This is a genomic window from Arthrobacter sp. Soil761 (assembly GCF_001428325.1).
In the GTDB taxonomy this organism is placed as follows: Bacteria; Actinomycetota; Actinomycetes; order Actinomycetales; family Micrococcaceae; genus Arthrobacter.
Map to the genome: position 1 here is coordinate 61,992 of NZ_LMSF01000009.1, position 23,294 is coordinate 85,285.

Consider the following 23,294-nt stretch of genomic DNA (forward strand, 5'->3'; position numbering starts at 1 on the left):
CCAGCAGCATCCAGCGCATCACAGTGCCCGGCGCGAACCATGCCGGGCACGCACTAGCACCATCGGAGATCCCCTTGTCAGAGTTCACCACGCCCGGCAACGACACGGCCCGGGACGACACGCCGGGCCGCTTCCGGCCTGCAGCCGTAGCGGCCGTGCCGCTGGCCGCCGTCGGACAGGCCGTTGGCGTAGCCGTCCCCGCCCCTGCCGCCGACGTGGAAATCACTGGCATCTCGATCAACTCACGCACCGTGGAGCCCGGCGACCTGTATGTGGCCCTCCCCGGGGCAAGCAGGCACGGGGCTGACTTCGCCACGGATGCCATCGGCGCCGGAGCTGCCGCCGTCCTCACGGACGAGGCCGGGGCGCGCCTGCTTGCCCTGTCCGCGGACACGCCCGTGCCCGTGCTCGTCGTCGACAATCCGCGCAACGAGGTGGGCCCCCTCTCCGCCATGATTTACCGGAGCCAGTCCGGCGACGGCCGCCCGCTGCAGCTTTTCGGCGTCACCGGGACCAACGGGAAGACCACCACCACCTACTTCATCACCTCCCTGCTGCGTGCACTGGGCCGCCAGCCGGGCCTGATCGGCACCATCGAGATCCTGGCCGGCGCAGAGCCGATCCCCAGCCTCCTCACCACGCCGGAATCGCCCGAAGTCCACGGGCTCCTCGCCCTCATGCACGAACGCGGGCTCGACACCGCAGCCATGGAGGTGTCCTCCCACGCCATCTCGTACCAGCGGGTGGATGGCCTGCTCTTCGACGTCGCCGGATTCACCAACCTCACCCAGGACCACCTGGACCTGCACCACACCATGGACGGCTACTTCGCCACCAAAGCCGAACTCTTCACACCGGGGCGCGCCCGGGCTGCCGTGGTGACGGTCGACGACGAGTGGGGACGGCGCCTGGCCGCCACCACCCAGCTGCCCGTCACCACGCTCAGCACCAGCGGCCAGGCCGCCGCGGACTGGACGGTCAGCGCTGCCTCGCCGCGCGGGCTCGGTACCGACTTCACCCTGACGGGGCCGGCCGGCGCCGTCCTGAACATCCACACCGGTTTGCCCGGCAGTTTCAACGTTGCCAACGCGGCCCTGGCGACACTCATGGTGCTCACGTCCGGGGTGGAAGTCCCCGACCTCCAGGCCGCCCTGGACAGCAGCGACCCGTTCACCGTGGCCGTGCCGGGACGGATGCAGCTGGTCGCCGAGCAGCCCGCCGCCGTGGTGGACTTCGCGCACAACACCGACGCCCTGGCGCGGGCCCTGGAGGCAGTCCGCTCGCCGGAACCGGACTCCCGCCTGATCGTCGTCTTCGGCGCCACAGGCCAACGGGACCAGGGCAAGCGGCCGGCCATGGGAGCCATTGCCGCCCGGCTTGCTGACACCGTGATCATCACCGATGACGACCCGCACGACGAAGACGCAGCAGCCATCCGGGCCGACGTGCTCGCCGGTGCCCGGGAAGCCGTGGAAAAGGAATCCCTGCAGGCCGACATCCTCGAGGTCTTTCCGCGGGACGAGGCCATCCGGCACGCCGCAGCGTTGGCGCGGCCGCAGGACACCATCCTGGTGGCAGGCCGCGGCCACGAGGTCTGGCAGGAAGTGAAGGGTGTGAACCTCGCCCTGGACGACAGGGTGGAGCTGCGCAGCGCCTTGACAGCCAGGGGATTCAACGTTCTCCACGACGACCGGATAGAGTCCTAGACCGAGATGATTGCATTTACTGCGGCGGAAATCGCCGAAATCACCAGCGGGCGCCTGGACGCCGATCCCGGAATTACGCCCCTCTCGGTGGTGACGGATTCACGCGAAGCCACCCCCGGTTCGCTGTACGTCGCAAAGCCGGGCGAGAACGCCGATGGCCACGACTTCATCGACGCTGCCTTTGCAGCGGGCGCCGTCCTGGCACTCGTCGAGCGCACCGTCGAGGCGCCGGAAGGCACTGCCTACCCGGCCGTCGTGGTTGAGGATGCAGTCCTGGCAATGGGCGCCCTTGCCGCCGAAGCCGTCCGGCGGATCCGCTCCGCCCGCTCAGAAGGGGGGGAGCAGCTTACCGTCGTGGGGATCACCGGTTCGGCCGGCAAGACCACCACCAAGGACCTGCTGGCCGGCATCCTGGCCGGACAGGGCAACACCGTGGCGCCGCAGGGCTCCTACAACGGTGAGGTGGGCGTTCCGCTGACCGTCTTCCGGGCGGACACCGACACCCGCTACCTTGTCATCGAGATGGGAGCCACGGGCATCGGCCACATCCGCTACCTCGCGGAGATGGTCAAGCCGGACATCGGAGTGGTCCTGGCAGTCGGAACAGCACATGCCGGCGAGTTCGGGGGCGTGGAAAACATAGCGCAGGCGAAGGGCGAGATGGTTGAGGGCCTTTCCGCCGCCGGCACCGCCATCATCAATCTCGACGATGAACGCGTCGCCGCCATGCGCAGCCGTACCCCGGCCAAGGTCCTCGGCTTCTCCGCCGACGGACACCGGGACGCCCAGGTGCAGGCCCTGAATGCCGACACCAACGCCGGCGGCAGCCCAGAATTCGACCTGCAGCTGCCCGACGGCGGTGCTCCCCGCCACGTGGCCAGCCGGCTTATCGGAGCGCACCACACTGGAAACCTGCTGGCAGCCGCGGCTGCCGCATGGGCCGCCGGAGTACCGGCAGACCACATCGCAGCTTCGCTGAGCAGCCAGGCCGCCGCCAGCCGCTGGCGCATGGAACGCACGGAGCGGCCGGACGGCGTCACCGTGATCAACGACGCCTACAACGCCAACCCCGAATCGATGCGCGCAGCCCTCCGCACGCTGGCCGACCTTGGCCGCGGCCGCCGCACCTGGGCGGTCCTCGGAGCCATGCTGGAACTGGGGGATGACTCCATCCGCGAGCACACCGCCGTGGGCACCCAAGTGGTGCGCCTCAACATTTCCAGGCTGCTGGTGGTGGGCCGGGAGGCGCGGGCGCTCTACGTCTCCGCCGTGCAGGAAGGGTCCTGGGGCGACGAATGCCTCTTTGCCGAAACCGTGGAGGAGGCCCACGACATCCTGGACACCGAACTCCAGCCGGGTGACCTGGTGCTGTTCAAGTCCTCCAACAGTGTGGGGCTTCGCCATTTGGGCGATCGGATAGCATTACCCCCAACCCCGACCCCTGCCGACGAAAGGAGCACTCTGCTGTGATTGCTCTGCTGATCGGCGCAGGCCTGGCCCTGCTCTTCGCCCTGGTGGGCACCCCCCTTTTCATCCGCCTCCTGGTGCACCGCGGCTACGGCCAGTTCATCCGCGACGACGGCCCGACGTCGCACCACACCAAGCGTGGAACGCCCACCATGGGCGGAACCGTCGTCGTAGCCGCGGTACTGCTGAGCTACGGGCTAACGCACCTCATCATGCTGATGATGAACCCGGATTCGCCCGGGCCGTCCGCTTCGGCACTGATCCTGCTGTTCCTCATGGTCGGAATGGGCCTGGTGGGATTCCTGGACGACTTCATCAAGATCTCGCGGCAGCGGAGCCTGGGCCTCAACGCCAAGGCGAAGCTCATCCTCCAGGGAGCCGTCGGCATCATCTTCGCCATCCTGGCGTTGAACTTCCCCAACAGCGCGGGCCTGACGCCGGCGTCAACGAAGATTTCGCTGGTCCGCGACCTGCCATGGCTCGACCTCGCCTTCGGCGGAACCGTCCTCGGCGCCATCCTGTTCGTCATCTGGTCCAACCTGATCGTCACCGCCGCCACCAATGGCGTGAACCTCACGGACGGCCTGGATGGCCTTGCCGCGGGAGCCTCGATCATGGTGTTCGGTGCATATACCCTCATGGGCATATGGCAGAGCAACCAGGCCTGCGGCTCGCCCCGGGAAGCCGGCAGCGGCTGCTACCTGGTCCGGGATCCCCTTGATTTGGCCCTGCTGGCGGCGATCCTGAGCGCCGCCCTGGTGGGCTTCCTGTGGTGGAACACCTCGCCGGCCAAGATCTTCATGGGCGACACCGGGTCATTGGCTATTGGCGGAGCGGTGGCCGGCTTTGCCATCCTTTCCCGGACCGAGCTCCTGCTCGGCATTGTGGGCGGCCTCTTCGTGCTGATCACCCTGTCCGTCATCATCCAGGTGGGCTACTTCAAAGCCACCGGCGGTAAACGCGTGTTCAAGATGGCGCCGCTGCAGCACCACTTCGAGCTGAAGGGGTGGGCCGAAGTCACCGTCGTGGTCCGGTTCTGGATCCTGGGCGGCCTCTTCGTCGCTGTCGGGCTTGGCATCTTCTACGCTGAATGGGTTGTACTGCTGTGACCGTTTCCCCCCGCCTGGCAAACCTTGTCTCCTGGGACTCCGACTGGGCCGGCCTCCGCGTGGTCGTGACCGGCATCGGAGTATCCGGCTTCGCCGCCGCAGACACCCTGATCGAACTCGGTGCACGCGTGGTGGTGGTCGATGCTGCCACCAGCGACACGGCCCGGGCGCATGCCGACACCCTGAAGATCGTGGGCGCCGCCGACGTGCTGCTGGGACCGGACGCCGTCACCCACATACCCCGCATCGACGGCGAACTACCCGAACTGATCGTGACGTCACCCGGATGGCGCCCGGACCAGGCCCTGCTGGCTGCCGCGGCCCGGGCACACATTCCCGTCTGGGGCGACGTCGAACTAGCCTGGCGGGTGCGCACCCGGGAAGGCCGGAAGACGGCCGACTGGCTTGCCATCACGGGCACCAACGGCAAGACCACCACGGTTGGACTCACCGAATCGATGCTGCGTGCCGCCGGGCTCAAGGCGATCGCGGTGGGAAACGTCGGCACCCCTATCCTCGATGCCCTGCGGGACCCCGTGGAGTACGACGTCTTCGCCGTCGAACTCTCCAGTTTCCAGCTGCACTGGGCGGAATCCGTGTCGCCGGTAGCCAGCGTCTGCCTCAATGTGGCCGAAGACCACGTGGACTGGCACGGTTCCTACGACTCGTATCTCGCCGACAAGGCGAAGGTCTACGAGCGAACCCAAAAGGCCTGCATCTATAACGCGGAGCAGGTGGAAACCGAACGCATGGTGGAAAACGCGGATGTGGTGGAGGGTTGCCGCGCTGTGGGCTTCACGACGGTCACTCCCGCGGTCAGCATGCTCGGAGTGGTGGAAGGACTACTGGTGGACCGGGCGTTCATTGAGGAACGCAGGAACAGCGCTGCCGAGCTGGCCTCAATGACCGACCTTGGTCCGCTGGCTCCGCGCCACATGGTTGCCAATGCCCTGGCCGCCGCCGGCCTCGTGCGCGCGTACGGTGTGGACGCCAAGGCTGTCCGCCAAGGCATCCTGGACTATGTCCCGGGCGACCACCGGATCCAGCCTGTAGCCCGCCTGAACGGCGTCCTTTGGGTCAACGACTCCAAAGCCACCAACCCGCATGCGGCGTCCGCATCCCTGTCGGCCTTCAGCAACGTGGTCTGGATCGCCGGCGGCCTCTCCAAGGGCGTGAGCTACGACGACCTGGTGAGGGACCACGCAGCCCGGCTCAAGGCCGTGGTACTGATCGGAACGGACTCCTCCCAGCTCCGGGAGGCCCTCCGGCGACACGCGCCCGATGTCCCGGTGATCGAGCCGGGGGCAGGCGAGACTGAAGGAGTGCAGACTGCTCCGGCGCCCGGTGGCACTTCCGCCGGTTCCACCGGCAACGGAGAACAGGTGATGTCCCGGGCCGTTGCGTCAGCGGCACGGCTCGCCGAATCCGGCGACACCGTGCTGATGGCGCCGGCAGCTGCTTCCATGGATCAGTTCTCTTCCTACGCTCACCGTGGTGGTACTTTCATCGACGCTGTCCGCGAGCTGGTGGAAGGGAAGGCCCAGACCGGCGAGGAGTAACGATGGTCAGCACGCCCACCCGGCCGAAGGGTGGCAAGCCGCAGGGTGGCAAGCCACGCCCCGGCTCCACGGCCACCCGGCAGCCTGCTGCGGCGGGCGCGAAGCTGCGGACCCTCTACCGCCGGTTCTGGTCGGCGCTGGAGGGGACAGGCACGTCCCGGAACGGCTCCACGTACTACCTCATCCTCGGCGCCACGCTTGCGTTGACGGCTATCGGGATCATGATGGTCCTCTCCGCCTCCAGCGTTGAGTCCATCGCTGCCGGCAAGTCCCCCTACGGGGACGCCCTGAAACAGGGGATCTTCGCAGCGATCGGCATCTTCACCATGTTCGTGCTCTCGCGGATCAACGTCGTCTGGCTGAAACGCCTCGCATGGCCCGCCGTGGGTGTTGCCGTGCTGCTCCTGGGCCTGGTGCAGGTGGTGGGAGACGAGGTCAACGGCAACCGGAACTGGATCGACCTGGGCGGGATCACCTTCCAGCCTTCCGAAGCGGCCAAACTCGCCCTTGCCCTGTGGCTGGCAACGGTGCTGGCCCGGAAGGGCAAACTGCTCAGCCGGTGGCAGCACGTGCTGGTCCCCGCAGTGCCCATGGCAGCCATCGTCATCGTGCTGATCCTGGTGGGCAACGACCTCGGCACCGCCATGATCATCATGATGATCATGGCCGCCGCACTGTTCTTCGCAGGTGTTCCGCTTTACCTCTTCGGCATCGCCGGCATCATCGCTGCTGCCGGCACCGCTGTCATGGCCATCACCAGCTCCAACCGCATGTGCCGCATCACCTCGTGGTGGACCGGCCAGTCCTGCGCCGACGGCATCGACGCCAACTACCAGGCCACCAACGGCATGTACGGCCTTGCCTCCGGCGGCTGGCTGGGTGTGGGCCTGGGGCAGAGCCGGCAAAAGTACAGCTGGATCCCCGAAGCCCACAACGACTTCATCTTCGCCATCATCGGCGAGGAACTCGGCCTGGTGGGGACCGTCGTCGTCCTGGTCCTTTTTGCCATCCTGGGTGCCGCCATCTACCGCGTGGTGGTGGCACAGGAGGACATGTTCCACCGGGTCCTGGCCGGCACCATCATGGTCTGGCTGCTGGGCCAGGCAACCGTGAACATGTCCGTGGTCACGGGTTTGATGCCCGTCATCGGCGTGCCGCTGCCGTTCATTTCCTACGGTGGCTCGGCGCTGCTGATGTCACTGTGCGCCGTGGGCGTTGTCCTCTCGCTGGCGCGGGAGCAGATGGCTCCGGCCATGCGGCCCAAACGGATGCTGAAGTTCAAGGCCCGGCCAGGGCGGAAACAGAACCAACCAAAGAATTCCAGAAAGCGTGCCTGACCCCAAATGACTGCGACACACCCTTCCATTGTCCTGGCCGGCGGCGGAACGGCGGGCCATATCAGCCCGCTGCTCGCCATCGCCGCCGCCCTCCGGAGCGAAGCCCCGGATGCCGCCATCCTGGCGGTTGGTACGCCCTCAGGCATGGAAACCCGGCTGGTTCCGGCCGCCGGCGTGCAGCTGGCCACGATCGACCGCGTGCCGCTTCCGCGCAAGCCCTCCGCAGACCTGCTCCGCCTGCCGGCCAGGCTGGCCGGCGCAGTCCGCCAGGCCGGCGCCATCCTGGACCGGGCGCAGGCCGATGTCCTGGTGGGCGTAGGCGGTTACGTGTGCACGCCGATGTACCTGGCGGCGCGGAAGCGCCGGATCCCCGTGGTGATCCATGAAGCCAACGCCCGTCCGGGACTGGCCAACCGTGTGGGGGCCTTCCTGAAGGGCCGGGTTGCCGTGGCCTTCGAGGGCACCCCGCTGCCCAATGCCGTGCACGTGGGCATGCCCATGCGGAAGGAGATTTCCGGCCTGGACCGGAAGAGCGCCCGCACCGCCGCACGCGAGGCGCTGGGGCTCGATCCCCAGCAGCCAACCCTGATCGTCACCGGCGGTTCCTCCGGCGCCCAGAGCATCAACCGGACAATCGCCGCCGCCGTTGGCCACCTTGCGGACGCCGGTATCCAGACCCTCCACATCACCGGCCGCGGCAAGACAGTCCTGGACCAAACGGGCCAACCCCTCGCTGCGGATGGCTACCGGCAGGTGGAGTACATCGACGGCATGGAGCTTGCCTATGCCGCGGCCGACCTTCTCCTGGCCCGGTCGGGAGCGGCAACGGTGAGCGAAGTGGCCGCAGTCGGCGTCCCGGCAGTCCTGGTGCCGCTGCCCATCGGAAACGGGGAACAGGCGCTGAACGCGGCCGGCCTGGTCGCCGCAGGCGGAGCAGTGCTGGTGGCCGACCGTGACTTCACTCCGGAATGGGTTGCCCGGGAGCTGATCCCGCTGGTCACCGATAAAGCACGGCTGGCCGAAATGGAAGCCAAGTCCTACCGGCTCGGAATCCGAAATGCCGACCAGCGCATGGCTGGTCTTGTCCTGGAAGCGGTATCTGCATGAGCCCCCACAACACCCCCCGGCTGGAATCCCTGGGAAAGGTGCACTTCATCGGCATCGGGGGAGTCGGCATGTCCGCCGTGGCCCGCATCATGGTGGCGCGCGGAGTCCCGGTCAGCGGATCCGATGCGAAGGACCTGCCCGTCATGGCCGACCTCGCCGCGGCCGGGGCGCGCATCGCCGTCGGCTACTCCGCCGGAAACCTGGCCGACGCGCAGACCGTGGTTGCGGGCTCGGCCATCCGCGGGGACAACCCCGAGCTCGCCGCGGCGCGGAAGGCGGGACTGCCGGTGCTGCACCGGTCCCAGGCCCTGGCAGCCACCATGGGCGACGACACCGTGGTAACGGTGGCTGGAACACACGGCAAGTCCACCACCACCTCGATGGTGACGGTGCTGCTCCGCGCGGCGGGCCTGGATCCGTCCTTTGCCGTCGGCGCCAACATCCCCGCACTCGGCGTGAACGCTGCGCATGGTACGTCCGGCATCTTCGTTGCCGAGGCTGATGAATCCGACGGCTCCTTCCTGAACTACCGGCCCCGCATCGCCATCGTCACCAACGTGGAACCTGACCACCTTGATTACTACGGCACCGCTGAAGCCGTCTACGAGTCGTTCGACCGCTTCACGGCCCTGTTGCCCGCTGACGGCCTCCTGGTGGCCTGCGCCGACGACGCCGGAGCCCTGGCCCTGGCGGAGCGGACCCGGGCGCGGGGCAACACACGGGTGGTCCTGTACGGCACCGGTGATGCGGCGGACGTCAGGCTGGACGACGGCGGCCCGGGGCAGGTTGCCATATCCGCCGGCGGTGCGCGGTTCCCTTTGTCATTGCAGGTGCCCGGACGGCACAACGCGCTGAACGCCGCAGCCGCCTTTGCGGTGGCCCTCGAGCTCGGGGTGGACGCGGCAGCCGCGGCCGCCGGCCTGGCCCGCTTCTCCGGCGCATCCCGCCGGTTTGAGCTCAAAGGTGGGGCACGGGGCGTGCGGGTATTCGACGACTACGCGCACCACCCCACGGAGGTCCGCGCCGCCCTCACCGCAGCCCGCTCGGTGGCAGGCGGCCACAAGGTCCATGTCCTGTTCCAGCCGCACCTGTTTTCCCGGACCCGTGAATTCGCGGCAGAGTTCGCCGATGCCCTGAACCTGGCCGATACCGCCCTGGTCCTGGACATCTACCCGGCGAGGGAAGACCCGATCCCGGGCGTCACGAGCCAGCTCATCGCGGACCACCTCACGGAGGGCGGTCGGCTGGTCTCGGCCGACGACGCCGTAGGCACCCTGGCACGGGCCGCTGCGGACGGGGACGTTGTCCTTACCGTGGGCGCCGGCGACGTCACAGCCTACGGCCCGAAAATTGTGGAGGCACTGAGTGCCTAGTTCCCGACGCCCCACCTACGCCCCGGCCGGCCGGAACAGGCGGGCCGATCCCGGCTCCGGGAAAACCGCCGCGAACAACGCAGGTGACAATGCCCCCAAGGGGGCCGCATCTTCCCCGACCGCCGCAGCCGGTGGCAGCGGCGACGTGATTACCGCATCCCGCAGCGTCCCGGACCAGGCGCCCTCCAATCCGGCCAAGGAACAGAAGGCCGCCGGCGCGACAGTCCTTGCGTTCCCTGAGCCCAAAGGCCGGCGCCGCCGGAAAAAGATCCTCCTCGCCGTGGGAACGGTGCTGGTTCTGGTGGCCGGGCTGCTGGCCGGAGCCGTCTACTCGCCGGTCCTTGCTTTGCAGAACGTCTCGGTGACAGGCACGCGGCTTCTCACCCCGGCCCAGGTGCAGACTGCGCTGGAGCCCCTGCGCGGCAAGCCGCTGCCGCAGATCAGTGACGACGACGTCCGCAGGCTGCTGGACAACCTGATCCAGGTCAAGTCCGTGTCCGTCGAGGCACGGCCGCCGTCCACCCTCGCCGTCGCAGTGCACGAGCGGGTGCCCGTGGCGCTGGTCAAGCAGGGGGAGCAGTACCAGCTGGTGGACGTCGACGGCGTCCAGCTGGCTACCACGGACGATCCGGCGTCGGCGTCGCTGCCGGTGATCGACGGCGGCGCCGGCGCGATCGGCCAGGACCTGTTCCGCGCCACCGCCGCCGTCCTGGGGGCCCTGCCGGCCGACGTGCTGGCGAAGCTCTCGAACGCGTCCGCGCAGTCCGTGGACGCCGTTGAACTCAAGCTGGTGGACGGCCAGACCATCGTGTGGGGCAACGCCTCCGAGAAGGAACTCAAGGCCAAGGTCCTGGCCGCCCTCCTCAAGGCTCCGGCCGATCCCAAGAATCCGGTCAGGGTCTACGATGTCAGTGTGCCCCGGCACCCCGTGACGCGCTGAGCGCTTTCTTTCCCGGTATTAATCCGACACGCGGACCCGGTTATTGAATGTGGGAACCAGAGGAAATACCGTCACAGACAAGAGTTACTTGACATAACTATAACCTTCAACTCGAAGGTTAAGGTTGCAGGCTTCAAGCTCTCCATCAGTTTTCGCAATAAGACACGAACAAGGGACACGTAACGTGGCAGCTCCGCAGAATTACTTGGCCGTCATCAAAGTCGTCGGCATCGGCGGCGGTGGCGTGAACGCAGTCAACCGCATGATCGAGGTCGGCCTCAGGGGTGTTGAATTCATCGCCATCAACACCGACGCCCAGGCCCTGCTCATGAGCGACGCCGACGTGAAGCTCGACGTCGGACGGGAACTGACCCGGGGCCTGGGCGCCGGCGCCAATCCCGAGGTGGGCAAGCAGGCCGCCGAGGACCACGCGGACGAGATCGAGGAAGTCCTGCGCGGCGCCGACATGGTCTTCGTCACCGCCGGTGAAGGCGGCGGCACCGGTACCGGCGGCGCGCCCGTCGTCGCCCGCATTGCCCGCTCGCTCGGCGCCCTGACCATCGGCGTGGTCACCCGCCCGTTCACCTTCGAGGGCCGCCGCCGTGCCGGTTCCGCCGAGGCCGGCATCGACGCCCTGCGCGACGAGGTGGATACCCTGATCGTGATCCCCAACGACCGTTTGCTGTCCATCAGCGACCGCAACGTGTCCGTGCTCGACGCCTTCCGCTCCGCGGACCAGGTCCTGCTGTCCGGTGTCCAGGGCATCACCGACCTCATCACCACGCCCGGCCTGATCAACCTGGACTTCGCCGACGTCAAGTCCGTCATGCAGGGTGCCGGCTCGGCCCTCATGGGCATCGGTTCCGCCCGTGGCGAAGACCGCGCCGTCAAGGCGGCCGAACTGGCCATCGCCTCGCCGCTGCTGGAAGCGTCCATCGACGGCGCCCACGGCGTCCTGCTGTCCATCCAGGGCGGCTCGGACCTTGGCCTGTTCGAAATCAACGAGGCTGCGCGGCTGGTCCAGGAAGTGGCCCACCCCGAGGCCAATATCATCTTCGGTGCCGTCATCGACGATGCCCTGGGCGATGAAGCACGCGTCACGGTCATCGCTGCCGGATTCGACGACGTCAAGGCCACCTCGCCCTCCATGGACCAGTCCCAGCCGCAGACCGCCCCGCAGCGGCCCGCTGCCCCTGCCGCGGCGCCCGCCTCTGCCCACCCCCAAAACGGAAACCACCAGGGCAACGGAAACCACCAGCAGAACGTCCAGCCGATCCATGCCGGTGTTGGTGCCGCGGGACTCAGCAATTGGGGGCAGCAGCGCCCCTCTGCCGTCCCCGCTGACTCGGGCTTCGACGTCGACCTGCCCTCCGTCGTGGAGCCGGACCTGACCGGCACCCACCCGGATGACCTGGATGTCCCCGACTTCCTGAAGTAGGCACCGGTTTGTTCCACTGGCGCGCCGACATCCTCCCCGGGGTGTCGGCCGCATTCACCGACGTGCATGCGGGAAACCTTGCCCTGCATGTAGGAGACGATCCCGCTGCCGTCCTGGAGCGCAGGGCACGCCTGGAGCGGTCCATCGGAGTCGCGCCCCGGGCGCTCCGCTTCATGAACCAGGTCCACGGGACCAGCGTGGCGCTGATGGAAGCGGAGTCTCCCGGCCCTGAAGCCGACGCCATGGTGTCCCGCGGACTTCCGCTGGCCGTCATGGTTGCGGACTGCATTCCCGTGCTGCTCGCCGGGGAGTCCGCGGCCGGGCCCGTGATTGCCGCGGTGCACGCCGGCCGCCCGGGCATCGCAAACGGTGTCCTTCCTGCCGCCGTAGACAGCATGCAGTCCCTTGGTGCGTCACGGATCCGGGCCTGGCTGGGGCCCTCAATCTGCGGGTCCTGCTACGAGGTTCCTGCAGCACTGCGGGATGAGGTGGCTGCCGTGGTCCCCGCCGCCCGGAGCACCACGTCCTGGGGGACACCTGCCCTGGACCTTCCTGCCGGTGCGCGCAGCCAGCTCGAGGGTGCGGGCGTGGGCGTGGAATACGCAGGGGGCTGCACCCTTGAGACGGAAACGCTCTATTCGTACCGCCGCGACCGCAATACCGGCCGTTTTGCCGGGTTGGTCTGGTGCCATGACTGAGGTTGCAGGTACCGGGCACGGCAGTGCGGATGACTCGCGCAGTGCCGAACTTGCGGAACGGCTTGCCGCCGTCTGGAAGCGCATCGCAGCCGCGGCTGCGGGCGCCGGCCGCGGGGACAAGCTGCCCTCCCTGATCGTGGTCACGAAGTTCCACCCCGCGGACGATATCCGGCGCCTGGCCGCCCTTGGAGTTACGGATGTGGGCGAGAACCGGGACCAGGAGGCTGCCGCCAAAGCCCTCGAGCTGGCAGACCTGGACCTGGCGTGGCATTTCGTTGGCCAACTGCAGACCAAGAAGGCCAAGTCCGTGGCCCGCTACGCCTCCGCCGTCCATTCCGTAGACCGGCCCCAGCTCGTGGAGGCGCTGGCCAAGGCGGTTCGCCACGAAATGGACGCCACCGGGCGGGCACCCCTGGACTGCTTCATCCAGGTCAGCCTTGAGCACGACGGCGGCACGCACCGCGGCGGTGCGGACCCCACCGACGTGCCACACCTGGCAGAACGGATCGCCGGGTCGGAAGGCCTGAACCTGGCCGGCGTGATGGCAGTTGCCCCGCTGGGCGCGCCACCTGAGCCGGCGTTCGAACAGCTCGCGGGAATTTCCGCCCGGCTGGCTGCGGACTACCCCTCCGCCACTGCCATATCGGCAGGCATGAGCCAGGACCTGGAGGCGGCCATTAAGTTCGGGGCGACACACCTGCGAATCGGTTCGGATGTTCTCGGTTCCCGTCCCGCCGTGGGGTAGCGTCGGAGCTATTGGAAGTGATGGGCGGGGGACTCCAGTGCTGTCAAATCATTGGGCGGCCCGCTTACGGGACACGATTAGGAGTCGACCATGGCCGGCGCTCTGCGCAAGACAATGATCTATCTTGGGCTCGCCGACGGCGATGAGCATTACGAGCCCGAGCAAACGACCACACGTAAGGATGAGGACGAACCGATGGAAGTTGACCGCGAGGAACGCCGCGCTCCGGCGCCGGTCCGCGAAGTCAGCCGCGAGGCGTCCTACGCCCCTGAAGAGGAATACCGCGCCCCTGTGACCCCCATTAAGCGTGCGGCTTCCAGCCGCGAAGAGAACACTGGACTTCGCCAGATCACTACCATCCACCCGCGCTCCTACAACGATGCCAAGCTCATCGGTGAGAGTTTCCGGGACGGGATTCCGGTGATCATGAACGTCACGGACATGGGTGAGGCCGATGCCAAGCGCCTGGTGGACTTCTCGGCCGGACTTGTCTTTGGCCTGAGGGGAAGCATTGAGCGGGTGACCAACAAGGTGTTCCTGCTCTCACCGTCCTACGTTGAAGTGATCGGTGACGACAAGAAGGCCAGCGATACGCAGGCCAGTTTTTTCAACCAAAGCTGAGCGCAGAGGCTGCACACAGATGCCAGGCAGGGACACCTGTCTGGCATCTGTGCTGAAATAGACAAGACACCGGCAGTACGATCCCGGCCGCCACGATGGATGGGCCGCACGAACATGGAGATATGAAATAAGTCATGGGAATTGTTTTCGGACTTCTCTATCTCGCCCTGCTGCTGTTCTTTGTCGCCCTCATCATCCGCCTGGTGTTCGACTGGGTGCAGATGTTTGCCAGGGACTGGCGGCCCCGGGGCGCGGCTCTGGTGGTGGCGCACGCCGTGTATTCCATTACCGACCCGCCGCTGAAGGGCCTGCGGCGCATGATTCCGCCGCTCCGGCTCGGCGGCGTCTCCCTGGACCTGGGCTTCCTGATCCTGTTCATCGGCGTCAGCATTGCGATGAGCGTCACCAGGGGACTGGCCTGATTTACCCACCAGGGCCGGGCAATGCAAGGTGTTCCCCCCGGGAACAGCTAGTGTAAAGCGAAGAAACCTCGCGTTTGACACCGCAGTGTTGAATTAGAGTAAGCAGACCAAATTTAGGTACCGTAGTTTTGACGGCCGGAAGGCCTACTGACTAACCAGACCAGTGAGGTGACCAGATGGCTTTGACGCCAGAAGACGTTGTCAACAAGCGCTTTCAGCCCACCAAGTTCCGCGAGGGCTATGACCAGGACGAGGTTGACGACTTCCTGGACGAAATCGTCGTTGAACTCCGCCGCCTGAACCAGGAAAACGACGAGCTCCGCAAGAAGCTCGCCGAAGCAGGTTCGAGTGTTCCGGCCAGCTCAGCTGCCGCCCCCGTGGTGGAGAAGGTCCCCGCGCCGGTCAAGGCCGACAAGGACGAGGCCCGTGAAAAGGCTGAGGCCGAGGCGAAGGCTGCCGAAGCCAAGAAGAAGGACATCCAGCCGGCTGCCCCGGCTGCCGCCGCACCGGCCGCCCCTGCAGGCGTGGCCACTCCTTCCGCTGAATCCGCTGCAGGCCTGCTGGCCATGGCGCAGCAGATGCACGACCGCCACGTCGCCGACGGCCAGGCCCAGAAGGACAAGATCATCGCCGAAGCGCAGATCGAAGCCAGCAGCCTCGTCAACGACGCCCAGGAGAAGTCCCGCAAGATCCTCGGCGCGCTGGAGCAGCAGCGGTCCGTCCTGGAACGCAAGGTGGAGCAGCTCCGCGGCTTCGAACGCGACTACCGTTCACGCCTGAAGGCCTACATCGAGGGCCAGCTCCGCGACCTGGATGCCCGCGGCTCAGTAGCGACCCCGGAAGTCAGCGAAGCCAACTAAGTCTGGCAGCACGTATTCTGAAAGCCGGTGGCTGAGGATTCCTCGGCCACCGGCTTTTGGCATTGAGACCCAGCACCACGAATTGAAAGCACCATGACTGACGAACTCGCTGCGGATGCGGCACGCCCTGTCCCACCCTCACCACGCCCGCGCCGGGCAGTGCTGCTGTCCCTGTTCGCCGGGTTCGCGGTTTTCGCCTACGTCCTGGACCAGCTGACCAAACTCTGGGTCACTTCCACCATGGTGGAAGGGGAGCGGATTCCCGTCCTGCCGCCCCTCCTGCACTGGTACTTCATCCGGAATTCGGGTGCTGCGTTTTCCATTGGTGAGAATGTCACGTGGGTGTTTTCCATCATCATGGCCGCCGTGGCCGTCGCCATCCTTTTCCAGGTGCGCAGGCTGGGTTCTGCGTGGTGGTCCCTTGCCTTGGGTTTGCTGCTCGGCGGGGCCCTGGGCAACCTCACCGACCGGCTCTTCCGCGAACCGTCCTTCGGCATGGGCCACGTGGTGGACTTCATCCAGCTGCCCAATTTCGCCATCTTCAACATCGCCGACTCGGCCGTCGTCTCCGCCGTCGCCATCATCTGCCTCCTGACCATCCGCGGAATCGCGCTGGACGGAACCCGGCTGGGGAACGCGCACAAGGAAAAGACCGCCCATGACTGAGCGCGTTGTGGTGGCTGACGAATACGGCGGGACGCGGGCTGACGCCGGGCTGGCCGGCCTTTTGGGGGTATCCCGTTCCGTGGCCGCGTCCCTGCTGGCGGAGGGCCACGTCCTGAACCGGGGCAAGGCATTGGGAAAGTCGGCAAAACTCGTGGCCGGGGACGTCCTGGACGTCACCGTCCCGGAGCGGCGTGACCCGCTGGAAGTCGTGGAGGAGATTGTGGAAGGCCTGAACATCCTGCTCGACGACGACGATTTCGTCGTCGTCGACAAACCCGTGGGCGTGGCCGCCCATCCCTCGCCCGGCTGGGTGGGGCCCACAGTGGTAGGCGGCCTGGCCGCCGCCGGGTACCGCATCTCCACGTCGGGTGCCCCGGAGCGGGCAGGAATCGTCCACCGCCTCGACGTCGGGACCTCCGGCGTGATGGTCGTGGCCAAGTCCGAGCGGGCCTACACAGCCCTGAAACGCGCCTTCAAGGAGCGCACGGTGGACAAGGTCTACCACGCGGTGGTGCAGGGCCTTCCCGATCCCCTGACCGGGACCATCGACGCCCCCATCGGACGCCACCCCGGGCATGACTGGCGTTTTGCCGTAATCGAGGATGGCCGCCCCTCGGTGACCCATTACGAGGTCCTGGAGGCATTCGGCAAGGCCAGCCTGGTGGAGGTCCACCTTGAAACCGGGCGGACCCACCAGATCCGGGTCCACTTCTCCGCACTCCGCCACCCCTGCGCCGGCGACCTCACGTACGGCGCCGACCCCCGCCTTGCCGCCACCCTTGGGCTTACCCGCCAGTGGCTGCACGCCCGCGCACTGTCATTCGACCACCCCGTGACGGGGGAGCGTGTCACGGTCACCAGCGACTACCCCCAGGACCTGGCTTACGCACTGGAAGTACTCGAATCGGGACAGGCCTGACACGGGCCTCCTGGCGGAGCAGCAAAGCGGCAGCGCTTAGAATGGTGCGGTGAGTTCCAGCAAAGATTCGTTTGTCCACCTGCACACCCACACCGAATATTCCATGCTGGATGGAGCTGCCCGGCTGGGGGAGCTGTTCGACGAAACCGAGCGCCTGGGCATGCCTGCCCTCGCCACGACGGACCACGGCTACCTGTTCGGTGCCTTCGATTTCTGGCGAAAGGCCACGGACAAGGGCATCAAGCCGATCATCGGCGTCGAGGCGTACGTAACCCCCGGCACCGCCCGGACGGACAAGGAACGCGTCCGGTGGGGCGACGAATCCCAGCGCAAGGACGACGTCTCCGGCGGTGGGTCCTACACCCACATGACGCTGCTGAGCTACAACAACGTGGGCATGCGGAACCTGTTCCGGGCCTCGTCCATCGCCTCGCTTGACTCGGTGTTCGGCAAGTGGCCCCGGCTGGACCGCGAACTGCTGAACACCTACTCGGAAGGGCTGATCGCCACCACCGGATGCCCCTCCGGTGAGGTCCAGACCCGGCTCCGGCTCGGCCAGTACCGCGAAGCCTTGGAAGCAGCGGCCGAATTCCGGGACATCTTCGGCGCGGACAACTACTTCTGCGAACTGATGGACCACGGGCTGGACATTGAACGGCGCGTCACCGGTGACCTGCTGCGGCTGGCCAAGGACCTGAACCTGCCGCTGGTGGCCACCAATGACCTCCACTACACCCACGAGCACGACGCCAAGGCACACGAGGCGCTGCTGGCCATCCAGTCCGGCTCCACGCTGCTGGAACCCACCTATGACAACGGCGGTTCGCGGTTCGCGTTCTCCGGCAGCGGCTACTACCTCAAATCCCCCCAGGAGATGCGGGAGCTCTTCCGCGACCATCCGGAGGCATGCGACAACACCCTGCTCATCGCCGAGCGCTGCGAGGTGTCCTTCAACACGGATGCCAACTACATGCCGCGGTTCCCCTGCCCGCCCGGCGAGGACGAAACCTCCTGGCTGGTCAAGGAAGTGGACAAGGGCCTGAAGTACCGTTACCCGGGCGGCATACCGGACGAGGTCCGCAAGCAGGCCGACTACGAGCTCGGCGTCATCACCTCCATGGGCTTCCCGGGCTACTTCCTGGTGGTTGCCGACTTCATCAACTGGGCCAAGAACAACGGCATCCGGGTGGGCCCCGGGCGTGGTTCGGGTGCAGGCTCGATGGTGGCCTACGCCATGCGCATCACCGACCTCGACCCCCTGCGCCACGGACTGATCTTCGAACGGTTCCTCAACCCGGACCGCGTCTCCATGCCCGACTTCGACGTCGACTTCGATGACCGGCGCCGTTCCGAGGTCATCGACTATGTGACCCGGAAGTACGGCGACGAGCGCGTGGCCATGATCGTCACGTACGGCACCATCAAGACCAAGCAGGCCCTCAAGGACTCCTCCCGTGTCCTTGGCTACCCCTTCAGCATGGGCGAGCAGCTGACCAAGGCACTGCCGCCGGCCGTGATGGCAAAGGACATCCCGCTGGCGGACATCCAGAACCCGGAAGCCAAGCGTTACAGCGAGGCGGGGGACTTCCGGCAGCTCATTGCCACCGACCCCGAAGCCGCCAAGGTTTTCGAGACGGCCCTGGGCATTGAAGGCCTGAAGCGGCAGTGGGGCGTGCACGCGGCCGGCGTGATCATGTCCTCCGACCCGATCATCGACGTCATCCCCATCATGCGCCGTTTCCAGGACGGCCAGGTGATCACCCAGTTCGACTATCCCACGTCCGAGGGCCTTGGCCTGATCAAGATGGACTTCCTGGGCCTGCGGAACCTGACGATCATTTCCGATGCCCTTGAGAACATCAAGATGAACCGGGGCATCGAGCTGGACCTGGAAAACCTCGAGCTGGACGATGCCGAGTCCTATGAACTCCTGGCCCGCGGCGACACCCTGGGTGTCTTCCAGCTCGATGGCGGTCCCATGCGGTCGCTGCTCAAGCTCATGAAGCCTGACAACTTCGAAGACATTTCCGCCGTCCTGGCGCTCTACCGTCCGGGCCCCATGGGCGCCAACGCGCACACCGACTACGCGCTGCGCAAGAACGGGATCCAGGAAGTGATCCCCATCCATCCGGAACTCGAGGAACCCCTCAAGGAAATCCTCGGCGGCACCTATGGCCTGATTGTGTACCAGGAGCAGGTCATGGCCGTGGCCCAGAAGCTGGCAGGCTATTCCCTGGGCCAGGCGGACATCCTCCGCCGCGCCATGGGCAAGAAGAAGAAGTCCGAGCTGGACAAGCAGTTTGCGGGCTTCTCCCAGGGCATGCAGGACAACGGCTACTCCATGGAGGCCGTCAAGACCCTCTGGGACATCCTGCTGCCCTTCTCCGACTACGCCTTCAACAAGGCGCACTCCGCCGCGTACGGCGTGATCTCCTACTGGACCGCGTACCTCAAGGCGCACTATGCGCCGGAATACATGGCGGCCCTGCTGACCTCGGTGGGCGATGACAAGGACAAATCGGCCATCTACCTCAACGAGTGCCGGCGCATGGGCATCACGGTCCTTCCGCCGGACGTCAACGAGTCTGCCCTGAACTTCACTCCGGTGGGGAACGACATCCGCTTTGGCATGGGTGCCATCCGCAATGTGGGCGTCAACGCCGTCGAGGCCATGGTGGCCGCCCGCGAAAGCGAGGGCGCCTTCACCTCGTTCAAGGACTACCTGATGAAGGTGCCGGCCGTGGTCTGCAACAAGCGGACCATCGAATCCCTCATCAAGTCGGGGGCGTTCGACTCACTGGGCCACCACCGCCGTGCCCTGGCAATGATCCATGAAGAGGCGATCGACTCCGTCATCACCCTCAAGCGCAACGAGGCCATTGGCCAGTTCGACCTTTTCGCCGGATTCGAGGAAGCGGGTTCGGAGTCGTCCTCCCTGAGCATCGAGATTCCGGACCTGCCCGAGTGGGAGAAGAAGGACAAGCTCTCCTTCGAGCGGGACATGCTGGGACTCTACGTGTCGGACCATCCGCTGCAGGGCCTCGAGGGACTTCTGGCCCAGCACGCCGAGATGAGCATCACCACTATTCTGGGCGAGGACGGTCCGCAGGACGGCGCCATCATCACCATCGCGGGCATGATCACGTCGCTGAGCCGGCGCATCGCCAAAGCCAGCGGCAACGCTTACGCCCGGGCGGAGGTCGAAGACCTGGGCGGCTCGATCGAGGTCATGTTCTTCGGGCAGGTTTACGGGCCCATCGCCTCCGTCCTCGCCGAGGACCTGATCGTGGTGGTCAAGGGCCGGCTGCAGAAGCGCGACGACGGCGCCATCACCCTGAACTGCATGGAGTTGTCCGTCCCGGACCTCAGCGAAGGGCTGAACGGGCCCCTGGTGATCACCATGCCCACCCACAAGGCCACCGAGGCCGTGGTCACCGAGCTGGGCGATGTGCTGCGCACCCACCGGGGCAATTCGGAGGTGCGGCTGCACCTGCAGGGAGACACCCGCACGGAAATCATGGGCCTGCCGGTCCACCTCCGCGTCAACCCCAGCCCGTCGCTGTTCGGCGACCTGAAGGTCCTGCTGGGCCCCGCCTGCCTGGACGCCTGACCCCTGCCTGGACGCCTGACAAAGGAACAGCCGACGGCGGCCGGCACCTGCCGCCGTCGTGCCCTGCCCGGGTGCGTGGCTGGGGGCGGGGGTGGGGCTGCGTGCCGCGCCTAGATTTCGTAATCCAGCGGCATGGGCTGCCCGTAGGCGCCGCCGTGGTACAGCAGGGGTGATCCCTCGCCGCCCACCTGGCCGTCCACCACCTGGACCACCACCACCGCGTTGTTCTCGAAGGAGAGCCGCATCTGCACCTCGCCGATCAGCCACCCTGCGACGTCCTTCAGAATGGGCACACCGTGCGGACCGATCTCCCAGTGGTTGCCTTCGAAGCGGTTGCCTGGGCGGGCAAAGCGGGCGGCCAGTTCCTGGTTCTCCAGCCCCAGCATGTGCACACCCAGGTACTGGGTGTTGGCCACGGCCGGCCAGGACCTTGAACTGCGTGCCATGTTGAACGTGAACCGGGGCGGCTTGGCGGACACCGACGCCACCGAGGTGGCGGTGAAGCCGTAGGGCTCGTCCTGGTAGTTCACGGTGATGATGGCAACGCCCGCGGCGTGGCGGCGGAACATCTCCCTGAACGTCTGCTCGAACGGCTCGCTGCTGTCGGTCACCGGAACTCCTGCACTAAGTGGTGTAACTCTTCCTCCAAGCCTATTGGCCCGCGGCCGGGGCGGAGAACAGCCGCACGCACTGCGTGGCCGGATCACCTGGCAGGAACCTTTGTTAAGGTGTGATGCATGACAAACTCCGCACGGCGGCTGCCCTGGTCCCTGCTGCTGGTTCCGGCGGCGGCCGGAATTCCGGCAGGCATCCTGTGGTGGCTCCTGGCGCCGGGCGGATTGAACCTGGTTACACGGGATCCCGCCCTGGCGTCGGGCACGGTTCCCCTGGTGTGGCTTCCGCGCGACCTCACCCTGGCAGGGATCCTGGTGCTGGCCGGTTGCCTCCTGGCCGTGTTCCTGGCGGATGGCAGGCGTGCGGACCCGCAGGCGGCCCTGCTGACCGGCCTTGCCGGAGCGCTGGCAGGGAGTGTACTCGCCTGGGGGACCGGGGTTTTTGCAGGCCGGCTCTTGGGACCTGCTGTTGATGCGTCGGCGAACGCCAGCATCGCCTTTTCCCTCCGGGCGTGGCCGGTGCTGCTGCTGTGGCCTGCCGCCACGGCAATGTCGGTCTTCGTGCTGGAACTGTTCGGCGGGGCGGGCAGGAAGCCCCGGGAGAAGGGGACGGAACAGGCAGGCGCGAACAGCCCCGTAAAATAGTCCGGTGACCACTTTCCCGGAGTTTCCCGCCCCCGCGGCAGCCGCCGTCGATTTCCGCACCGTCGACCTTCGCGGCCGCAACCTGACGCTCGCAGCCCTGCGCGCCGCCGTTCCCCGGGCCAAGGGCCAGACCGTGGCGGATGCCGAAGAAAAGGTCCTGGAGATCATCTCCGCCGTCCGGCAGCGCGGCTTTGCGGCGCTGGCGGACTTGGCGGAAAGGTTCGACGGCGTGGCCCAGGGCCACCCGCTGGTCCCCAGGGAGGCGATTGACGCAGCGCTGGCCCAGTTGGAACCGGAGGTGCGGGCGGCGCTGGAGGAATCGATCAGCCGGGCACGGAAATTCGCTGACGCCCAGCGCCCCCGCAACGTGGACGTCGAACTTGGCGACGGCGCCGTCGTCAGCCAGAACTGGGTCCCCGTGGCGCGGGTGGGGCTGTACGTTCCCGGCGGCCTTGCCGTGTATCCCTCATCGGTGATCATGAACGTCGTGCCCGCACTCGCGGCAGGCGTGGAATCCGTTGCCCTGGCCTCACCGCCGCAGAAGGAGTTCGGCGGCCTGCCGCACCCCACCATCCTGGCCGCAGCGGCGCTGCTGGGCGTCACCGAGGTCTATGCCATCGGCGGTGCGCAGGCCATCGCCGCCTTCGCGTACGGCGTCGAAGCCTCACCGGCCGGTCCCGCGCTGGAGCCCGTCGATGTGGTGACAGGGCCCGGGAACATCTTCGTCGCCACGGCCAAACGGCTGGTCAAGGGCGTTGTTGGAATCGACTCCGAGGCGGGAACCACGGAAATCGCCATCCTGGCCGACGACTCCGCCCAGCCGGCGCTGGTTGCCGCAGACCTGCTCAGCCAGGCCGAGCACGATCCCAAGGCCGCATCGGTCCTGGTCACCGATTCGGAAGAGCTGGCCGCGGCCGTGCGCGCTGAACTGGAGCTTCAGGCCGCTGCAACCAAACACTCGGCGAGGGTCCGGGAGGCGCTGTCCGGCCCGCAGTCCGGCGTCGTGCTGGTGGACGGACTGGAGCAGGGGATCGCTGCCTGCGACGCCTACGCCGCCGAGCACCTGGAAATCATGACCCGCGATGCCGCAGCCGTGGCGGCACGGATCCGCAATGCGGGGGCAATCTTCGTGGGCGACTACAGCCCGGTGAGCCTGGGCGACTACTGCGCAGGCTCCAACCACGTGCTGCCTACCAGCGGCACCGCCGCCTTTTCCTCGGGCCTGAACGTCACCACCTTCCTGCGCGCCATCCAGGTGGTCAACTACAGCCGGAAAGCCCTGGCCGAGGTCAGCGGGCACATCGTGAGCCTGTCCCGGGCCGAGGACCTTCCGGCCCACGGCGACGCCGTCACGGTGCGGTTCCCCGGCCAGGGGTGACACCACTACATGTAGTAATTACAGGATTGTTATTACCCCACATGTGCCCGTAAACTGGGAGGCGCCACAGCATTGCCCCC

At 66.9% G+C, this 23,294-nt stretch carries 20 protein-coding genes; 19 read left to right on the forward strand and 1 reads right to left on the reverse strand.

All coding sequences use genetic code 11. The features are described from left to right. Nucleotides 1-74: 74 nt before the first annotated feature. The 17 genes from ASG79_RS07305 to dnaE all read left to right on the forward strand — a co-directional run bounded on the left by ASG79_RS07305 (nt 75) and on the right by dnaE (nt 20,577). Nucleotides 75-1,706 (forward strand): UDP-N-acetylmuramoyl-L-alanyl-D-glutamate--2,6-diaminopimelate ligase, encoded by a 1,632-nt coding sequence (locus tag ASG79_RS07305; protein ID WP_056389750.1) that lies wholly within the window; start codon nt 75-77, stop codon nt 1,704-1,706. 6 nt (nt 1,707-1,712) lie between these two features. Beyond that, nucleotides 1,713-3,176: a UDP-N-acetylmuramoyl-tripeptide--D-alanyl-D-alanine ligase gene (locus ASG79_RS07310; protein ID WP_056389752.1), complete on the forward strand. Its 1,464-nt coding sequence runs from the start codon at nt 1,713-1,715 to the stop codon at nt 3,174-3,176. Next, nucleotides 3,173-4,282, forward strand: a complete 1,110-nt coding sequence (gene mraY, locus ASG79_RS07315; protein WP_018771517.1) for a phospho-N-acetylmuramoyl-pentapeptide-transferase — start codon at nt 3,173-3,175, stop codon at nt 4,280-4,282. Before ASG79_RS07310 ends, mraY begins: the two co-directional genes overlap by 4 nt. Then, on the forward strand, nt 4,264-5,841 hold the full coding sequence (gene murD / locus ASG79_RS07320) for a UDP-N-acetylmuramoyl-L-alanine--D-glutamate ligase (RefSeq protein ID WP_056389756.1): 1,578 nt from the start codon (nt 4,264-4,266) through the stop codon (nt 5,839-5,841). The genes mraY and murD overlap by 19 nt, the downstream gene beginning before the upstream one ends. Before the next feature lie 2 nt (nt 5,842-5,843). Continuing rightward, nucleotides 5,844-7,178: a putative lipid II flippase FtsW gene (gene ftsW, locus ASG79_RS07325; protein WP_018771519.1), complete on the forward strand. Its 1,335-nt coding sequence runs from the start codon at nt 5,844-5,846 to the stop codon at nt 7,176-7,178. Between the two features lie 6 nt (nt 7,179-7,184). Then, on the forward strand, nt 7,185-8,285 hold the full coding sequence (gene murG, locus ASG79_RS07330; RefSeq protein WP_056389759.1) for an undecaprenyldiphospho-muramoylpentapeptide beta-N-acetylglucosaminyltransferase: 1,101 nt from the start codon (nt 7,185-7,187) through the stop codon (nt 8,283-8,285). Continuing rightward, the gene (murC, locus tag ASG79_RS07335) at nt 8,282-9,658 is read left to right on the forward strand and encodes a UDP-N-acetylmuramate--L-alanine ligase (protein ID WP_056389762.1); all 1,377 of its coding nucleotides are present in this window, start codon (nt 8,282-8,284) and stop codon (nt 9,656-9,658) included. Before murG ends, murC begins: the two co-directional genes overlap by 4 nt. Continuing rightward, complete coding sequence (locus tag ASG79_RS07340; protein ID WP_056389764.1) at nt 9,651-10,598, forward strand: cell division protein FtsQ/DivIB; 948 nt, start codon at nt 9,651-9,653, stop codon at nt 10,596-10,598. The genes murC and ASG79_RS07340 overlap by 8 nt, the downstream gene beginning before the upstream one ends. 184 nt (nt 10,599-10,782) lie before the next feature. Next, complete coding sequence (gene ftsZ, locus ASG79_RS07345; RefSeq protein WP_056389768.1) at nt 10,783-12,036, forward strand: cell division protein FtsZ; 1,254 nt, start codon at nt 10,783-10,785, stop codon at nt 12,034-12,036. An 8-nt stretch (nt 12,037-12,044) separates the two neighbouring features. Further along, complete coding sequence (pgeF, locus tag ASG79_RS07350) at nt 12,045-12,734, forward strand: peptidoglycan editing factor PgeF (protein ID WP_018771524.1); 690 nt, start codon at nt 12,045-12,047, stop codon at nt 12,732-12,734. Next, nucleotides 12,727-13,479, forward strand: coding sequence for a YggS family pyridoxal phosphate-dependent enzyme (locus ASG79_RS07355; RefSeq protein ID WP_056389769.1), 753 nt, complete (start codon nt 12,727-12,729; stop codon nt 13,477-13,479). The genes pgeF and ASG79_RS07355 overlap by 8 nt, the downstream gene beginning before the upstream one ends. Before the next feature lie 90 nt (nt 13,480-13,569). Continuing rightward, nucleotides 13,570-14,100 (forward strand): cell division protein SepF, encoded by a 531-nt coding sequence (locus tag ASG79_RS07360; protein ID WP_018771526.1) that lies wholly within the window; start codon nt 13,570-13,572, stop codon nt 14,098-14,100. Nucleotides 14,101-14,234: 134 nt separating this feature from the next. Then, nucleotides 14,235-14,522: a YggT family protein gene (locus ASG79_RS07365; protein WP_018771527.1), complete on the forward strand. Its 288-nt coding sequence runs from the start codon at nt 14,235-14,237 to the stop codon at nt 14,520-14,522. Between the two features lie 176 nt (nt 14,523-14,698). After that, nucleotides 14,699-15,382, forward strand: coding sequence for a DivIVA domain-containing protein (locus tag ASG79_RS07370; RefSeq protein WP_056389772.1), 684 nt, complete (start codon nt 14,699-14,701; stop codon nt 15,380-15,382). 93 nt (nt 15,383-15,475) lie between these two features. Beyond that, a complete protein-coding gene (gene lspA, locus ASG79_RS07375) occupies nt 15,476-16,048 on the forward strand; it encodes a signal peptidase II (RefSeq protein ID WP_056389775.1) in 573 nt (190 codons plus the stop codon). Further along, nucleotides 16,041-16,967, forward strand: coding sequence for an RluA family pseudouridine synthase (locus tag ASG79_RS07380; RefSeq protein ID WP_056389777.1), 927 nt, complete (start codon nt 16,041-16,043; stop codon nt 16,965-16,967). Before lspA ends, ASG79_RS07380 begins: the two co-directional genes overlap by 8 nt. Nucleotides 16,968-17,016: 49 nt before the next feature. Further along, a complete protein-coding gene (gene dnaE, locus ASG79_RS07385) occupies nt 17,017-20,577 on the forward strand; it encodes a DNA polymerase III subunit alpha (RefSeq protein WP_018771531.1) in 3,561 nt (1,186 codons plus the stop codon). Nucleotides 20,578-20,687: 110 nt separating this feature from the next. Here dnaE and ASG79_RS07390 read toward each other — a convergent pair whose 3' ends face one another. Then, nucleotides 20,688-21,188 carry a flavin reductase family protein gene (locus ASG79_RS07390; RefSeq protein ID WP_056389780.1) on the reverse strand — a complete coding sequence of 167 codons (501 nt, stop codon included), beginning with the start codon at nt 21,186-21,188 and terminating at the stop codon, nt 20,688-20,690. Between the two features lie 126 nt (nt 21,189-21,314). Between ASG79_RS07390 and ASG79_RS07395 the strand changes: the two genes are divergently transcribed. Both ASG79_RS07395 and hisD read left to right on the forward strand, forming a co-directional pair. Further along, the gene (locus tag ASG79_RS07395; RefSeq protein ID WP_056389783.1) at nt 21,315-21,836 is read left to right on the forward strand and encodes a hypothetical protein; all 522 of its coding nucleotides are present in this window, start codon (nt 21,315-21,317) and stop codon (nt 21,834-21,836) included. A 4-nt stretch (nt 21,837-21,840) separates the two neighbouring features. After that, complete coding sequence (gene hisD / locus ASG79_RS07400; RefSeq protein ID WP_056389786.1) at nt 21,841-23,214, forward strand: histidinol dehydrogenase; 1,374 nt, start codon at nt 21,841-21,843, stop codon at nt 23,212-23,214. The last annotated feature ends 80 nt before the right edge of the window (nt 23,215-23,294 follow it).

Coding starts and splice junctions, on each gene's coding strand:
- ASG79_RS07310 (WP_056389752.1), top strand. CDS start 1,713: ATGATTGCATTTACTGCGGCGGAAATCGCCGAAATCACCAGCGGGCGC.
- murD (WP_056389756.1), top strand. CDS start 4,264: ATGGGTTGTACTGCTGTGACCGTTTCCCCCCGCCTGGCAAACCTTGTC.
- ftsW (WP_018771519.1), top strand. CDS start 5,844: ATGGTCAGCACGCCCACCCGGCCGAAGGGTGGCAAGCCGCAGGGTGGC.
- murG (WP_056389759.1), top strand. CDS start 7,185: ATGACTGCGACACACCCTTCCATTGTCCTGGCCGGCGGCGGAACGGCG.
- murC (WP_056389762.1), top strand. CDS start 8,282: ATGAGCCCCCACAACACCCCCCGGCTGGAATCCCTGGGAAAGGTGCAC.
- ASG79_RS07355 (WP_056389769.1), top strand. CDS start 12,727: ATGACTGAGGTTGCAGGTACCGGGCACGGCAGTGCGGATGACTCGCGC.
- ASG79_RS07360 (WP_018771526.1), top strand. CDS start 13,570: ATGGCCGGCGCTCTGCGCAAGACAATGATCTATCTTGGGCTCGCCGAC.
- ASG79_RS07365 (WP_018771527.1), top strand. CDS start 14,235: ATGGGAATTGTTTTCGGACTTCTCTATCTCGCCCTGCTGCTGTTCTTT.
- ASG79_RS07370 (WP_056389772.1), top strand. CDS start 14,699: ATGGCTTTGACGCCAGAAGACGTTGTCAACAAGCGCTTTCAGCCCACC.
- lspA (WP_056389775.1), top strand. CDS start 15,476: ATGACTGACGAACTCGCTGCGGATGCGGCACGCCCTGTCCCACCCTCA.
- ASG79_RS07380 (WP_056389777.1), top strand. CDS start 16,041: ATGACTGAGCGCGTTGTGGTGGCTGACGAATACGGCGGGACGCGGGCT.
- ASG79_RS07395 (WP_056389783.1), top strand. CDS start 21,315: ATGACAAACTCCGCACGGCGGCTGCCCTGGTCCCTGCTGCTGGTTCCG.